Source organism: Agarivorans sp. QJM3NY_29 (genome assembly GCF_050870835.2).
Taxonomy (GTDB): Bacteria; Pseudomonadota; Gammaproteobacteria; order Enterobacterales; family Celerinatantimonadaceae; genus Agarivorans.
Genome location: NZ_CP194036.2, coordinates 319,240 through 333,216 on the forward strand (window position 1 = coordinate 319,240; position 13,977 = coordinate 333,216).

Annotated in this window: 14 protein-coding genes; 10 read left to right on the top strand and 4 right to left on the bottom strand. The window is 43.6% G+C overall.

Annotation, left to right across the window (positions count from 1 at the left end; genetic code table 11):
• Positions 1 to 41: 41 nt before the first annotated feature.
• The gene (gene pntB, locus ACRRS0_RS01445) at positions 42 to 1,439 is read right to left on the bottom strand and encodes a Re/Si-specific NAD(P)(+) transhydrogenase subunit beta (protein ID WP_432454982.1); all 1,398 of its coding nucleotides are present in this window, start codon (positions 1,437 to 1,439) and stop codon (positions 42 to 44) included.
• A 14-nt stretch (positions 1,440 to 1,453) separates the two neighbouring features.
• Positions 1,454 to 3,010: a Re/Si-specific NAD(P)(+) transhydrogenase subunit alpha gene (locus ACRRS0_RS01450; protein WP_432454981.1), complete on the bottom strand. Its 1,557-nt coding sequence runs from the start codon at positions 3,008 to 3,010 to the stop codon at positions 1,454 to 1,456.
• Between the two features lie 400 nt (positions 3,011 to 3,410).
• Between ACRRS0_RS01450 and ACRRS0_RS01455 the strand changes: the two genes are divergently transcribed.
• From ACRRS0_RS01455 to ACRRS0_RS01490, 8 genes are all read left to right on the top strand, one after another.
• A complete protein-coding gene (locus ACRRS0_RS01455; protein ID WP_432454980.1) occupies positions 3,411 to 3,854 on the top strand; it encodes a hypothetical protein in 444 nt (147 codons plus the stop codon).
• A gap of 56 nt (positions 3,855 to 3,910) precedes the next feature.
• Positions 3,911 to 4,072 (top strand): hypothetical protein, encoded by a 162-nt coding sequence (locus ACRRS0_RS01460; protein ID WP_432454979.1) that lies wholly within the window; start codon positions 3,911 to 3,913, stop codon positions 4,070 to 4,072.
• Positions 4,073 to 4,582: 510 nt separating this feature from the next.
• Complete coding sequence (locus tag ACRRS0_RS01465) at positions 4,583 to 4,708, top strand: hypothetical protein (RefSeq protein ID WP_432454978.1); 126 nt, start codon at positions 4,583 to 4,585, stop codon at positions 4,706 to 4,708.
• Between the two features lie 294 nt (positions 4,709 to 5,002).
• Entirely contained in the window at positions 5,003 to 5,422 is a 420-nt protein-coding gene (locus ACRRS0_RS01470; protein WP_432454977.1) for an Hsp20/alpha crystallin family protein, read from the top strand.
• A 303-nt stretch (positions 5,423 to 5,725) separates the two neighbouring features.
• Positions 5,726 to 5,983, top strand: coding sequence for a GrxA family glutaredoxin (locus tag ACRRS0_RS01475; RefSeq protein WP_432454976.1), 258 nt, complete (start codon positions 5,726 to 5,728; stop codon positions 5,981 to 5,983).
• Between the two features lie 253 nt (positions 5,984 to 6,236).
• Entirely contained in the window at positions 6,237 to 6,434 is a 198-nt protein-coding gene (locus tag ACRRS0_RS01480) for a DUF4250 domain-containing protein (protein WP_432454975.1), read from the top strand.
• A 422-nt stretch (positions 6,435 to 6,856) separates the two neighbouring features.
• Positions 6,857 to 7,843 (top strand): porin, encoded by a 987-nt coding sequence (locus ACRRS0_RS01485; RefSeq protein WP_432454974.1) that lies wholly within the window; start codon positions 6,857 to 6,859, stop codon positions 7,841 to 7,843.
• A gap of 180 nt (positions 7,844 to 8,023) precedes the next feature.
• Positions 8,024 to 10,336, top strand: coding sequence for a putative bifunctional diguanylate cyclase/phosphodiesterase (locus ACRRS0_RS01490; RefSeq protein WP_432454973.1), 2,313 nt, complete (start codon positions 8,024 to 8,026; stop codon positions 10,334 to 10,336).
• A 139-nt stretch (positions 10,337 to 10,475) separates the two neighbouring features.
• Here ACRRS0_RS01490 and argA read toward each other — a convergent pair whose 3' ends face one another.
• On the bottom strand, positions 10,476 to 11,807 hold the full coding sequence (argA, locus tag ACRRS0_RS01495; protein WP_432454972.1) for an amino-acid N-acetyltransferase: 1,332 nt from the start codon (positions 11,805 to 11,807) through the stop codon (positions 10,476 to 10,478).
• Between the two features lie 257 nt (positions 11,808 to 12,064).
• Here argA and ACRRS0_RS01500 point away from each other — a divergent pair, with 257 nt between their 5' ends.
• Entirely contained in the window at positions 12,065 to 12,721 is a 657-nt protein-coding gene (locus tag ACRRS0_RS01500; protein WP_432454971.1) for a TetR/AcrR family transcriptional regulator, read from the top strand.
• Here the strand turns inward: ACRRS0_RS01500 and ACRRS0_RS01505 are convergent.
• Positions 12,713 to 12,925 carry a hypothetical protein gene (locus ACRRS0_RS01505; protein WP_432454970.1) on the bottom strand — a complete coding sequence of 71 codons (213 nt, stop codon included), beginning with the start codon at positions 12,923 to 12,925 and terminating at the stop codon, positions 12,713 to 12,715. The two genes, ACRRS0_RS01500 and ACRRS0_RS01505, sit on opposite strands and share 9 nt — an antisense overlap.
• A gap of 173 nt (positions 12,926 to 13,098) precedes the next feature.
• On the opposite strand from ACRRS0_RS01505, the gene ACRRS0_RS01510 reads away from it, so the two are divergent.
• The gene (locus tag ACRRS0_RS01510; RefSeq protein ID WP_432454969.1) at positions 13,099 to 13,923 is read left to right on the top strand and encodes an HDOD domain-containing protein; all 825 of its coding nucleotides are present in this window, start codon (positions 13,099 to 13,101) and stop codon (positions 13,921 to 13,923) included.
• The last annotated feature ends 54 nt before the right edge of the window (positions 13,924 to 13,977 follow it).

The window sequence follows — 13,977 nt, forward strand, 5'->3', positions numbered from 1 at the left end:
CCGCTCTAGGAGCGGCTTTGTTTCATCAACACATTATCTGCTTAGATATGAGAAAGGATCTTCTGTACCGTTTCTTTAGCATCCCCAAACAACATGTCGGTGTTCTCTTTAAAGAATAATGGATTTTGTACACCCGCATAACCGGTGGCCATTGAACGTTTAAATACTACCACCTTCTTGGCATCCCATACTTCCAGTACTGGCATACCTGCAATTGGGCTACCAGGCTCCTTCGCAGCAGGATTCACTGTATCGTTGGCACCAATCACTAAAACAACGTCGGTAGCGGCGAAGTCTTCGTTAATTTCATCCATTTCCATCACGATGTCGTAAGGGACTTTGGCTTCGGCTAACAACACATTCATATGGCCCGGTAAACGACCAGCAACGGGGTGGATCGCAAAGCGAACCTTAATGCCTTTCGCTCGTAATTGCTTAGTAATTTCAGCCACCGGATATTGTGCTTGTGCGACGGCCATGCCGTAACCTGGAGCAATAATGACCTCGTTGGCTTCTTTCAGCATTTCGGCGACGTCTTCGGCCTGAACTTCGGTATGCTCGCCTTGGTCTACATCGGCAACCACGGTGCCGCCTTCGGTGCCAAAACCACCTAAGATCACGCTCACAAATGAGCGGTTCATCGCCTTACACATGATGTAAGACAGGATTGCACCAGAGCTACCCACCAAAGCACCGGTGACGATTAATAGGTCGTTGCCGAGCATGAAACCTGCGGCGGCTGCAGCCCAACCAGAGTAGGAATTGAGCATTGAAACCACGACTGGCATATCTGCACCACCAATCGCCGACACTAAGTTATAACCAAATACAAAGGCAATGAGGGTCATGAACACCAGCGCCCACATTGACTCTGAGTCCATGAAGATACTACCTAGGTAGATTGAGACCACAATCATGCCTAAGTTTAACCAGTGTGCGCCTGGTAGCGCTTTAGGGGCACTACTGATCAAACCGCGAAGTTTACCAAAGGCAACCACTGAACCGGTAAAGGTGACCGCGCCAATGAAAATGCCAAGGAAAACTTCAACTTCGTGGATTGATTTGGCGACAGGGTCGATCAGGCCTGTGACAGTGTCAATTAACGAGCTGTGGTCGATAGCGCTGGAAAAGCCAACTAATACCGCAGCCATACCTACGAAGCTGTGCAAGATGGCAACCAGCTCTGGCATTTCGGTCATTTCAACTTTAAGCGCTAAGCGTATACCAATGGCCGCACCAATCGCCATGGCGATGGTGATAATCCAACTTCCACCGGTAACTTGGGTACTGGCGAGGGTCGCGAGTACCGCGATTACCATCCCTACGATGCCAAAGATGTTGCCGCGTTGAGCGGTTTCTTGCTTACTGAGGCCTGCCAAGCTGAAAATAAATAATAAGGCAGCGACTAAATAAGCGGCTGATACAATACCTTGAGACATGTGACTATTTCTCCTTAGACGTCTTTACGGAACATTTTCAGCATCCGCTGAGTCACAGTAAAACCACCAGCAATATTGATGCTGGCAATCAGTATGGCAATGCCTGAAAGTAGTAAAACTACCCATGAGGTATCGGCTTTCATTTGCACCAAGGCTCCCACAATAATAATACCGCTAATGGCGTTGGTGACACTCATTAGAGGCGTATGTAGTGCATGGCTTACATTCCATACCACGTAGTAACCCACCACACAGGCCAGCATAAACACCGTGAAATGTTGTAGGAAGTCACTTGGAGCAGCATCGGCTATCCAAGCAAACGCCGCCGCTCCGGCAGCTGCAATCAATGGCTTAAGCCATGGCTTGTTGGGTTTCTCTTCAACTGCTTCGACTACGGGAGTCGGTTCGGCAGCTTTCGGTTGAGCGCTGACTTGAATGGCTGGCGGTGGGAAGGTAATCTCACCGTCTTTCACTGAAGTCACACCACGTAGTACTTCGTCTTCGAAGTTGATGTTAATTTCGCCGTTTTTCTCTGGGCTTAATAGCTTGAGTAAGTTGACTAAGTTGGTGCCGTATAGCTGGCTAGCTTGTGCCGGTAGGCGACGCGAAATATCGGTTAGGCCAATGATCGTCACATCGTGTTTTACTGCAATTTCACCGGGTTCGGTTAATTCACAGTTCCCGCCAGTCGCAGCCGCTAAGTCGACAATTACACTGCCGGGCTTCATTAACTCAACCATGTCGGCCAAAATAAGTTTTGGTGCAGGGCGTCCGGGGATTAAAGCCGTGGTAATGATGATATCTACGTCTTTGGCCTGTTCACGGAATAGGGCCATTTCGGCTTCGATGAAGGCGGCGCTCATTTCTTTAGCGTAACCGTCACCACTGCCAGTGTCTTCTTCTTCGTATTCAAGTTCGAGGAATTCGGCGCCCATCGAATTGATCTGCTCTTTCACCTCAGGACGGGTGTCGAAGGCACGTACAATCGCTCCTAGACTACCTGCTGTGCCGATGGCGGCCAAGCCCGCGACGCCAGCACCAATAATTAATACCTTTGCAGGGGGAACCTTACCTGCGGCGGTGATTTGACCGGTAAAAAAACGACCAAAATGGTTGGCCGCTTCGATGACTGCGCGATAACCATCAACGTTGGCCAACGAGCTACGAGCATCAAGAGATTGAGCGCGAGATATCCGTGGCACCATGTCCATCGCCAGCAGGTTTACTTTTGCGGCTTTAAATTTCTCAAGTAACTCTGGATTTTGGGCTGGCCAAGCAAAGCTCGCTAAGGTTGCGCCTTCCTTTAATAGGGCAATTTCATCGGTGCTGTTATCACTGCCATCAAGCGGAGCGTTCACCTTAAACACCAAGTCAGCTTGAAAAGCTTGCTCTGTGCTTACAATTTCTGCGCCTGCTTCTATATAGGCCTCGTCATTAAAGCTGGCTGCTGTTCCAGCGCCGCTTTCCACTGCCACAGAAAAGCCAAGTTTTAATAGCTGTTCCACGGTTTTTGGGGTGGCGGCTACCCGGCTCTCCTGGTCGAAGATCTCCTTAGGTATTCCGATTTGCATAGTGTGTTCCTGCTAATGGTTGTTTTGTAGAGTTGCGATTTAACAACATCTTTTTACTTATTGAATAAATGTTAGCGATTGCCAAATGGTGAATTTTATCCATTTGGTCTGATATGAAAGAAAACTACGGGCCAACAGTCAAGTAACTTCGCACAAAACTTGAAGTTAGTGCCAATGGTAGACGCTCTTTTGTAACAAACAAGGTCTTGAGTGTTATCTGGAGGTTGCATTAGGTTGCGAAAATGTAATGCGAGCAGCGTACTGGCATGAAAATAGCACTAATCAGTAGCGTCAACTATTCTTAAGTATAGGTATTAGCCTCTTGGTGATGAGTCGTTGGTTAAGCATTGCATAAGAATAGTCAGTTGTTGAATGTTTAATTCACGGGGGAGAGCTGGTTATGGGTATTATATTATCGATATTAATAGCGGCATTATTGTGGGCGAGTAACTTACAGGCTCAATCTAAAGTTGGGTTTGATTTTAGTCTCGAAAATCAATTGAAACAGCCGCCATCTACTGGTGATTTATTTAGCAATATTAACTGGTTACAAGAGCAACAAAGGGTCGCATTTCGAACTAATAAAGTCTTGGAACCGAGTCAGGATTATCAACAAAAAGCCTTATTACAGTACCAACAAGTGCCGCAATGGCGCTCTAGTTGGCGTGGAGGCGTGCGCTGGCAAGCTCAGCAAAATTTGCTCTTTAAAGTGAAAGGGAACCGTATATCGGGTCACTTAAGCTTGCCAACTCGAATGCTATGTGCAATTTGCAAAACGCATTTAGAGACGACAGTTTGGAAAGATGGTTATGTCCAACTACAGTTGAAATCTTATTTCGAATAAGCTTTCTACCGCATTCCCAAGTCGATATAATAGCAACAAAAAATAAGGGGGATCCTGTGGGCTATTTGCTGTTGGCCTTATTGCTAGTTGTTGTACTTCCTTTGGTGAGTTTTTTACTGGGTTATATCGAAATATATATCAATTATGGTGCCTCCGTGTCAGCGGTTATTTTGGCGCTATGGTTACTGATGGATATTACTCGTATGAAAAAGCGTTAGCCCTTTTGGTTAGGGGCTTACAGCAGAACTTTGTTAAAGTCTGATTTGTTAGTAACGATTTTTGTGAATATCTATTCACACCTTATCTGCTTATTGTATTCTCACAGTAAGTGATTGATTCAATTGTTCTTATTTTTATCATCATGATTTAATTTCCGCAGTGTTTGCTGTTGTTGTGCTTGGCACTGCCGGAGTGGGCGTTTCTGGTCGATTTACACTTCACTTAGCATTTGTAAGGTTTTGTTTTTATTGGGTATTTTTTTATTGCTGGTTTTGGGCAAATTGAAGCCTATTAAATTAGCACTTCACATTTTGGAAAAAAACCTATAGATTAGTCCCCGCAAGACTGAGCTAGATCAAGAAATCATAAGCAAAGGAAGCGCTTTTCATTTTATTTCTTGTGTAATTTTTATTCACTAGCTAGCCTTACTTTCGCAAGTGGCAATAACGAAGAATGAACCGAAAATTTGTCTTTTTACACTTGTAATAACTTTAGGAGGTATATCCATCATGGAACAAGAACAGCAACCAACGATGCGTTGTTTTGCCACGGGCAAGGGCTTTTTTGTCCGCCTGCCCATCACTGAAGAAATGGAAGCAAAAGAATGCGACTCAGATGTTGAAGCGGCCGAGTAAACTACTTTGGTAGTTGCCTTTTAACTCGTGACTTAATATAACGCTATTCACATCAAAAACCGCTAGGCTAATCCCTAGCGGTTTTTTTTATCTCTTGTTTGCAAGCGAACGCCTCTCTGGATCATTGGCATAAACCGTACCGATTACTCTCTCTTGGTTACCCTGTCTCTGCGCAACTTGCGGCATATCAAATCTGACTATTTTGCAAGATCTATGGCCTATCTAAAATTAGCGTAATGGACTAGATTTAAACTATGGATCGGTTCTGTTAATCGTGTGACTAAGGAGGTTGACATGAAACTCGTTCCTAGAGACCGCTGGTTTGATTCTGACCATTTTTGGAATGAGCTTGTCGGGTCTGATTTTTTTAATAGTCGAGATGGGTTTTTTGAACCGCGTGTCGATATCATCGACAAAGATGATAGTTATTTGTTTGTGGCTGAGTTACCCGGCGTCGCGAAAGACGACATTGATGTTGACTTAGAGGGTGGTGTGTTGACTATCCAAGCGAAGATAGCTGAACAGCATCAATCTGATGTCGATAACGTATTGCGTAAGGAACGTCGCTCCGGTTTTTTTAGTCGCAGTATCAATGTCGGGAAGTCTATTCAGGCAGATCAAATAAGCGCCGAGTTAGTCAATGGTTTATTGATGCTCAGAGCACCCAAAGTCCAATTAGAGGAGGCAGAAAAACATAAAATCAAGATCCGTTAGTCTAGCCTTGGCGTTTAATCGCTAACCAATAGGTGTTTACCCAACGCCCAAATTAAACCAAGTCTCGTGCTTGGTTTAATTATATAGGCCTAGGCTTATTACACGGAGGCTTTTGTTGGCAGTACTTTTTAGTCTCGCTCAAATATACGTCAGCTTGAATGACTTCTTCGCCTTAAGTATTTGCCATAAAGTGAGATCGTTGCTTTGATAGCCGTGACCTATCACTGTAAAAGTAAGATACAATTTTTATTTATGTTTGAGCCGTTATAGTATGATCGCATCTTATTCTCATGGAGTTTAACAATGTTTGCTGTAATTTTTGGTCGTCCAGGTTGCCCTTTTTGTGTTCGAGCTAAACAGATTGCTGAACAACTTAGTGAAAAACATGAAGATTATAAATTTCGTTATATCGATATTCATGCCGAAGGGATTTCTAAAGCAGACTTAGAAAAAACGGTTGGTAAACCTGTAGAAACCGTGCCGCAGATCTTTGTTGATGAAAAGCATGTTGGTGGTTGTAATGAATATGAGGCTTTCATGCGCGAACAGTTTGAGTTTTAAAGCTAAGTTGATAATAGATGAAGCCAGAGGCCACTCTGGCTGTTAGCCATAAGCCTCTTATGGACACACGGTGCAGATCATTTTGAACGGTATTAAATAACAGTCGGCTTCGTTAATCATGGCTTAAGGGCCTGTTTGCCCCTTCTTATTCGCTTGTTCTCGCTCAAATTCTATAATTTTTTACTTGTTCAGCATCAATTGTTTTATTTTTGGCTAAGCTCAAACAGAGAGGTACATTGCGAAAAAGGAGCCGATGATGGACGCCAGTTATTTGCTTAACTTAGATGCGAGTATTTTGTTGGGCATCGTGAATGAAAAATTACGTTTGGAATGTCATAGTTTAGAAGACCTTACCTTAACCTTGGGTTGTGAGGAGCGCTCTTTGTCGCGCCGCTTAGAAAGTATTGGTTATCACTATGATGCGATCAGTAATCAATTTAAGGCGATTTAATTCGTCCCATTGAGTGGTTTGGACCATAGCCTATTGAGTCGTTTACCGTGACGACTCGAAGGCCCTGCTGCGCTGAATCGTTGTTTTCTCTTCTTGGAACTAAAGTTCGATAGCGAGTGATGTGGAGATTGAAACTGCAGAGAATCAAATCTGATTTTCTGCTTTAATTTTATAGCCGCAGTGTTTGTTATTCGCTTCAAAATTAGGCATTCACGATGGTTTTCCGTTGACTGGCGTTATCCACCTAGTCATTTTTAAACCTGGGTTTCCAGTAAAGTTTATTATTATCAATGGCTTACATCTATCCATAAATGGTTCCTATGTCATAAATCTTTAATTTTTCAGTCACCTGCCTGTCATCCGTCAACCCTAATATTTGCTCAACTTTTAGTTGATGTAGTTCACATTTTTTAGGGAATAAAATGAAAAAGCTAACTCTTATTGCACTTGCGGTTGCTGCCGCTGCTGGTTCTGCTAACGCTGCTAAAGTATACGAAGATGATACGCATGCGGTCGATATTTATGGTCGTGTATATGCGGGTTACATCTCGGGTAGCGAAAATTCAGATATCGGCCAAGATGGTGAAAATGATTCCTATGTTCGCTTCGGGGCGAAATTAAAATCGGCCATGACCAGCAATTTGAATGCCATTGCTCGTTACGAATTACAGCATGACATTACCGATGGCGATGCCACCGATGATAAAAATGGCAATATTAAAACACGCCTAGCTTACGTGGGCTTGGGGGGTGACTTTGGTAAAGTCACATACGGTCGTCAAAAAGATGCTTTAGACCCTATCTCTGGTGATATCACCGATGTTTCTTTTACGAACCAATATGGTTACGTAAACAATGGTGGTAAGCGTTTAAGTAATGTCCTGAAGTACCAAGGTAACTTCGCAAATATTAATATTACTGCTGATTACCAGCTTAAAAATAATGACTCTCAATCTGATGCCAACGGCATCAAGGCTGATTCATCTTATGGCGCATCATTAGTTTACAACTCTGATTTTGGCCTAAATGTTGGCGCTGGTTATCGTGCGCAAAACAACAGTGCTGATGGTGTGAAAGATGGTTCTTTATGGATTATTGGTGCCGATTATTCAATTGCTAATGCTTATATGATGGCGGCCTACAGCGAACGTGAAGCTTATCGTGGTAAAGATGATAAATTTAAAGCAACAGAAGCCGCATTGGGTTACAAATTTACCAAGGCATTACGCGCCCAAGTGGTTTATCAAAACGATAAGAATGATACCAAGAATAAAGATGCAAAAGATCGGGTGATGCTTGAAGGTCGTTACGACTTAACCAAGCAAGCACGTGTTGTTGCTGCTTACGCGCTTGATCAAATCGACGGTGCAGATGATGAGTTTACTTTAGCGGTACGTTACGACTTCTAAAGGTTTGTTCTTGCTCGATTAGCAATATAATAAACGACCTTTTCCTGTTTACTTCTCAAGGCTCCTCTTAAGGAGCCTTTTTTTGTTTTTTAGCGATAGCACACAAGTAAAATAATGTTGAATTAGTGAAGGGATCGGGTAAGGTAAATTTGTCATTAATTAGTATATTGGGAAATGGGATTGCTTAGTTCAGTCGGTTTATGGATAAAGGCTTGGCTGTTGCTTGACGATAGTGAGCAAGTCCATCCAGTGATTGAAAATTGGAAAATTAGCGCACTTCGGATCATTTTGCTCGCTTGTCTGATTCTTACTGCTGCGATTGTCGTTGATAGTTCTCGTGTGGCTTATGCCCTTGGTTACTATCATATTTTTGTCATTACTCTATTTTTCTATACCTTGCTTATCCTGCAGTTAATATGTAGTTGGCGTTATTATCATCAAGTTTCGTGGCTGTTATTACTGACTATTGGCCTTTCTGGAATATGTATTCATCTATTTATTTCTGATCCCCATTTGGTGTTATTCGGTTCTATCGTGGTTTATTCGTTACCGATGGTGGCCTTGGTTTTATTGGGGATGCGAGCAGCGATAGCTTGTATGCTATTTAATCTATTTCCCTTATATATTTCTGCCGAAGGGATTACGTTTTACCAATGGCTTCCTTTTGATATTGTTTTAGAAAATACCAATTGGTATTTAAATAGCTTGATTTTTTTGGTGTTTAACATCTGTTTACCTTTAGCGGCTGCCCGAACCATTGCCGCCGCAGCTAAGCTTGGCAAGCAACAGAGATTTAAAAATGAAGCTTTATCGATGCATCATGATCTATACCGCTCCTTGTTTGCCGATGCCGCAAATGCGCATATTATGTTGGATCGACATTGTTGCTTGGTCGACTTCAACCAGGTGGCCAGTCGTTTATTTAAGCTGAACAGCGAGCAGATAAAGAAAAGTGAAACCATTAGCCGCTTGTTACCCCAGCTCAATATGGCAAATAAACGAGGCATTATTCATCTTAGTCAAGCAGGGTTTGATATCACGTTACGTTATAGCGTGAAAAGTATGTCGCGTAAGTATTATAGTTTGGTGAGTTTTGAAGATGTATCGAGCCAAATTGCCCTCACTAAACAGTTAGAGTCGGAACAAAAAAATAGCGAGCAGATGAAGTCTTTGGATGCCTATTCTGGCTTACCCAATAGTATGTGGTTTCGGCAGCATATCGAGCGATTAATTGAACGTTACACCACCGGCTTGTCGATCGTGGTGGTTGAGTTGGCCAATAGCCAATATATTAAGCAAAAATGTGGCTCAACAGGTGTATCTTTAGCCTTGCAGACCTTAGCTAAAACTATACGTCAATTACCTATTGCCCCCATGGCTGTGGCGCGGGTGGGCGAATTTAGTTTGGGTTTTATTTGCATTGGCGATAGTCAGCAGCAAATTGTAAACAAGATGAATCTACATCACCAAAGTTTGTGTGCCAGTTTTATGTTCGAGGACAAGCCAATTAAGTTTGAGGTGAAGTGTGGTATTGCTCTGATGCCACAACATGGGCAAACACCGAACGAGCTGATTAGCGCGGCCATTTACGCTTCATCCAACGCGTTTCCTAAACATGCTTGTGTGTTTAACCCTCAGGAAATGAATTTGTTTTTTGCGCGTCAGGAAATCGCTGATGTATTGGCGGATATGCTACAGAGTGAGCAACAGCAGCTGTACTTAGTCTATCAAGCGAAAGTTAATCAACGCGGCGAGCTGATTGGTTTGGAAGCCTTGTTACGTTGGACTTCACCGCAATTAGGCCCGGTATCGCCAGCGGTGTTTATTCCGATTGCTGAAGAGCGCGGTTTGGTGGTCGCTGTTACTCGTTGGGTCATCGAACGAAGCTGCAAACAGATCCGGGAATGGCTGGATAAGGGCTTAACGCCAGTATCGGTGGCAATCAATCTTTCGGCGGTAGATTTAGAACAAGCTGATTTTGTAACTTTTTTATTGAACCGTTTGACTAAGTATAAGATCCATCCGCGCTTTATTGAACTCGAATTAACGGAGTCAGCCTTAGGTATGAGTACCAAGCGAGCCAGCGAAGTGGTTGAGGTGCTATATAACTGGGGATTCACCATTACTATTGATGATTTTGGTAGCGGCTATTCTAATCTGTCACGCTTGGTTCTTTTTCCTGTGACTCGCTTGAAAATTGACCGACAGTTTGTCGTTAATATTCATCAAAATAGCAAACACGCACAAATGGTCAAAACTATTATTGCCATGTGTGACAGCCTCGATATTGAGGTATTAGCGGAAGGGATTGAGCTAAGAGCGCAACTCGACCAATTGCTGCATTTAGGTTGTCAGCAGTTTCAAGGTTTTGGCTTTGCTAAGCCTTGTTTGCCAGAGCATGTTGAAAAATGGTTAGCCTCGCCAGCCACGGAGTTGAAGTTTAATCCGGTCGAGCTGCTTGTGCAGCAGCCAATAATAGGCGAGAAAGTCTAACCTTAGGATTTGTTGTGCTTCTGTGGTTCATTTATGGCTGCAGTTCGAGTATTCATTCATCGCGGTGAAAGAGCAGGCGTTTGATGTTCTAAGTCAATACCGATCAATTTTCCTTGAGCGGTATTGACCCGGAGTGTGATTAAGCGGTAATGTCCATCAATAAAATCTTAGAACGGCGTTGCAAATTATAGATAGCCTGTTTTTCTGCGGGTAGGTCGCTGAAATCGGCAGGCGAAAATCCACGCTCTCTAAACCAGTGAATACTTTTGGTGGTGAGTACAAACAATTGATTTAAGCCTTTGCTTCTCGCCCGCTTAATAATAGCTTGGAGCAAGCGGTCGCCGCGGCTAGATTGACGATATTGTGGATGGCTCACCAGACAAGCAAGCTCTCCCATACTCTCGCCAGCAAACAAATATAGCGCGGCACAGCCGATAATCATGCCATCGCGTTCAACAATGGTGAAACGCTCTATTTCCATTTCTAATAATTCTCTAGAGCGCCTTACCAATATACCTTGTTCTTCTAAGGGGCGGATCAGTTCGATAATACCATTAATGTCATCCAGCTTTGCTTCGCGAACTCGCTCGTAACTGTATTGGACCAATTGAGTTCCACTGCCATCTCGAGTGTACAATTCGTTTAATAGCGAGCCATCTTGTTGATAGCTGACCAGGTGACAACGTTGGATCCCTCGGTCACTGCAGCGAATGGCTGCCGCTAAATAACGAAGTGTGTCTTTATCTGTTGCTTTGAGAAACGCCTCAGAACACATCAGTTGATTGGCGGCATCGGGAAGTAGCTCACTCACTAGTTGGCCGTCTTCGTCATGGATCCCTTGTTCTGGACAGAAATAGATGACTTTATCGGCGTTTAAGGCGACTGCGATTTCAGTGGTGATATCTTCAGAGCAAATATTAAACAACTCGCCAGTTACCGAGACTCCCAGCGGTGACACCATGAGAATTTCACCATGATCGAGCTGGCGCCTAATGCTTTGATGGTTAATTCGTCTAACCTTACCAGTATGTAGGAAGTCGATGCCGTCTTCTATGCCGATCGGTTGTGCGACCACAAAGTTACCACGAACCACATTAATGTGTGCTTGATGTAAAGGTGAGTTAACCAAGCCCATCGATAATTGCGCTTCGATGTCCATTTGGATCTGACCGACCGCCTGTTTAATGATGTCAAGGCTGCGCTCATCGGTGATACGCTGCTCGCCTGCAAACTCACAACTGTGGTGATGTGCTTGGATTAATGCGTCGATTTGCGGGCGTGCGCCACACACCAGAACGATTTTCACGCCAAGAGTTTTGAGCAGAGCAATGTCTTGAATAATATTGCTAAAGTTGGCACTGCTGCTGGCTTCACCACTGAGCATGATGACAAAGGTTTTACCGCGATGGGCATTGATATATGGGGCTGATTGGCGAAACCAGCTAACTAAATCTTCGGCCGAGTGGTCCAATGTATTCTCCGCGAATAGCTATTTATAAAATTCGATTAAAAAATCAAATATATAGTTATTGTTGCATATATGCGTACATTGTCGAGAATAAAGTTTGTCAATTTTACTAAACTTATCTCGCAATGAGTTAAATCACAGTTGTTTCGTAAGGCGAGGTGGAGTATAAGCTGCTGTAAATATTTTAAGGAATATTTTATTTAATCTTAATTTTAATTTTGTCAGTCGTTGAGCTGTTTTTATAGAAGAAAGAGGTAATTATGGAAAACTATGTCGTTCCTGAGCATTTGGCGATGCGTAAGCAGCCACGCCAAGAGCGTACTAGACGACTAGTCGAGCACATTTTAGATAGCACATTAACGCTAATTAGAGAGCAAGGCATGGCTGCGGTGAATACTAATTTAATTGCTCAGCATGCAGAGATTGACATTGCCTCTTTATATCGTTTTTTTCTGAATAAAGAGTCGATCTTTTTTGCTTTAGCTCATCGATGGTTTGATAAGGTGCTGGTGGTGCTTGATGAAACTAATTTTCATTTGGCTTCCGGCGGTATTAAAGATTACTCAGATAGTGGTCAGCGTCGCGTGAATGAGTTGCCAGAGACGGCTGTGATGTTAGTCAGCTTTCATGAATTATTTACCCACGATAATGACTTCAAGGCGCTAGAGGATTGGTATCGGGGAATTATGATTACTCAGGCAAAACAATCTTTTGTCGAAAAAGGGTCCGCTTGGGATGATGAAGCGCTGACTAGCGTGTGTATCTATTTCTATAACTTTACGCGAAACTTCATGGCAGGCACCATTGGCATGAGTCGGCAAGAACATTTACAACAATTTAACTGGTTTCAGGTGATGTTAGATAAAATTCGTTTGATGGTATTGCAGGATCCTGTTCCGGCGAGCTTCTTACGTTAAGGTGTTATTAATCATTTGGTTTTGCGGAACGCTGGGGTATTCTTGGGAATCGACCAGCTGTTCAGCGCCTAAACAATCTAACCAATGGCTGTAGTCTAAAGTTCTGTTTTCTATAATTAAATTTGTAAGTCGTTGATCTGACAAATGTTGTGACGCGAGCTTATCCTTGGCCCAAGCTTTCCTGTCATTTTGTGCAATAATCACTATGTTTTCCATATTTATCAGGTCAAACTAGCTGTTTATATAATGTTCAGTTTGGGTCAATTTAACAATTTGAACCTTCACTAGCTTACAGATTGTGAATTAGGGCTTAATATTTGAGTCATCGGGGTGTGAAAGCAGGGCGCGCTTCACACTTATTTTTGGGAGAGCCATACATGGAACTGGAAGCCTTTTTCCAGCAAGTAAAGAAACTGCCAGTGATGCCGCAAATCATGCAGGAATTGCTGATGAGCATTAACGATGAAAATGTCGACCTGCATCATTTGGGAAGGAAGCTTGCGACCGATCAGTCCCTCGGGGCGAATGTATTAAAGATGGCTAACTCGGTCGCCTTCCGCGGGATCAAGCAAATTGATTCAATTGAGGCTGCTGCCATTCGCTTGGGCTTGAAAAGGGTTCGCTCGTTAGTGGTTGCGGCGGGACTGAACGGCATGATGCCGCATAAAAACTTCGATCAAAAACAGTTTTGGACACAGGCGATGTACGTAGCGATGCTGGCTCAAGCCCTCGCTAAATGTACCGATGTTGATCCAGATACAGCCTTCACCTGTGGCATGCTACATAATTTTGGTGAGCTGATGATTGCCATTGCGACTCCAGAAGAAGCTGGCCTGATTGAGCTGAGTTTAGAATCGGGAGAAACTCGGGTATCGGCGCAGCGCCAAACTCTCGGTTTAGATTATGCCCAGATCGGTGGTGAATTGGCGCAGCGTTGGAACTTCTCTCCGGTGATTACCGATGCCATCGAACAGCAGTTGAATCCGGTGGATTTTGATCCAGTATCAAAACCAGCGGTGTTGATCCGTTTAGCTATTTTTGCTCATCATGCCCTTGATGCCGGTTTAAGTGCTGAGTTGGTCGCGAATAATTTGCCAGCACCGCTTTGTGAGTTAATCGCACTGAATAAGAGTAAGGCACCTAGCTTGCTTGAAGAGGCCACCGAGCAAGCTCATCATGCGGTGACCATGAGTAACATCTAAGAACATAATTGTCGCGAGCCCGGTTTGCTTGATTGCTCAACTTTGTGTGCGTGG

Excerpts from the sequence above, each read along its gene's own strand:
- ACRRS0_RS01480 (WP_432454975.1), top strand. The coding sequence starts at position 6,237 with ATGATGGACGCCAGTTATTTGCTTAACTTAGATGCGAGTATTTTGTTG.
- ACRRS0_RS01510 (WP_432454969.1), top strand. The coding sequence starts at position 13,099 with ATGGAACTGGAAGCCTTTTTCCAGCAAGTAAAGAAACTGCCAGTGATG.
- ACRRS0_RS01500 (WP_432454971.1), top strand. The coding sequence starts at position 12,065 with ATGGAAAACTATGTCGTTCCTGAGCATTTGGCGATGCGTAAGCAGCCA.
- ACRRS0_RS01465 (WP_432454978.1), top strand. The coding sequence starts at position 4,583 with ATGGAACAAGAACAGCAACCAACGATGCGTTGTTTTGCCACGGGCAAG.
- ACRRS0_RS01485 (WP_432454974.1), top strand. The coding sequence starts at position 6,857 with ATGAAAAAGCTAACTCTTATTGCACTTGCGGTTGCTGCCGCTGCTGGT.
- ACRRS0_RS01450 (WP_432454981.1), bottom strand. The coding sequence starts at position 3,010 with ATGCAAATCGGAATACCTAAGGAGATCTTCGACCAGGAGAGCCGGGTA.
- ACRRS0_RS01475 (WP_432454976.1), top strand. The coding sequence starts at position 5,726 with ATGTTTGCTGTAATTTTTGGTCGTCCAGGTTGCCCTTTTTGTGTTCGA.
- pntB (WP_432454982.1), bottom strand. The coding sequence starts at position 1,439 with ATGTCTCAAGGTATTGTATCAGCCGCTTATTTAGTCGCTGCCTTATTA.
- ACRRS0_RS01455 (WP_432454980.1), top strand. The coding sequence starts at position 3,411 with ATGGGTATTATATTATCGATATTAATAGCGGCATTATTGTGGGCGAGT.
- ACRRS0_RS01470 (WP_432454977.1), top strand. The coding sequence starts at position 5,003 with ATGAAACTCGTTCCTAGAGACCGCTGGTTTGATTCTGACCATTTTTGG.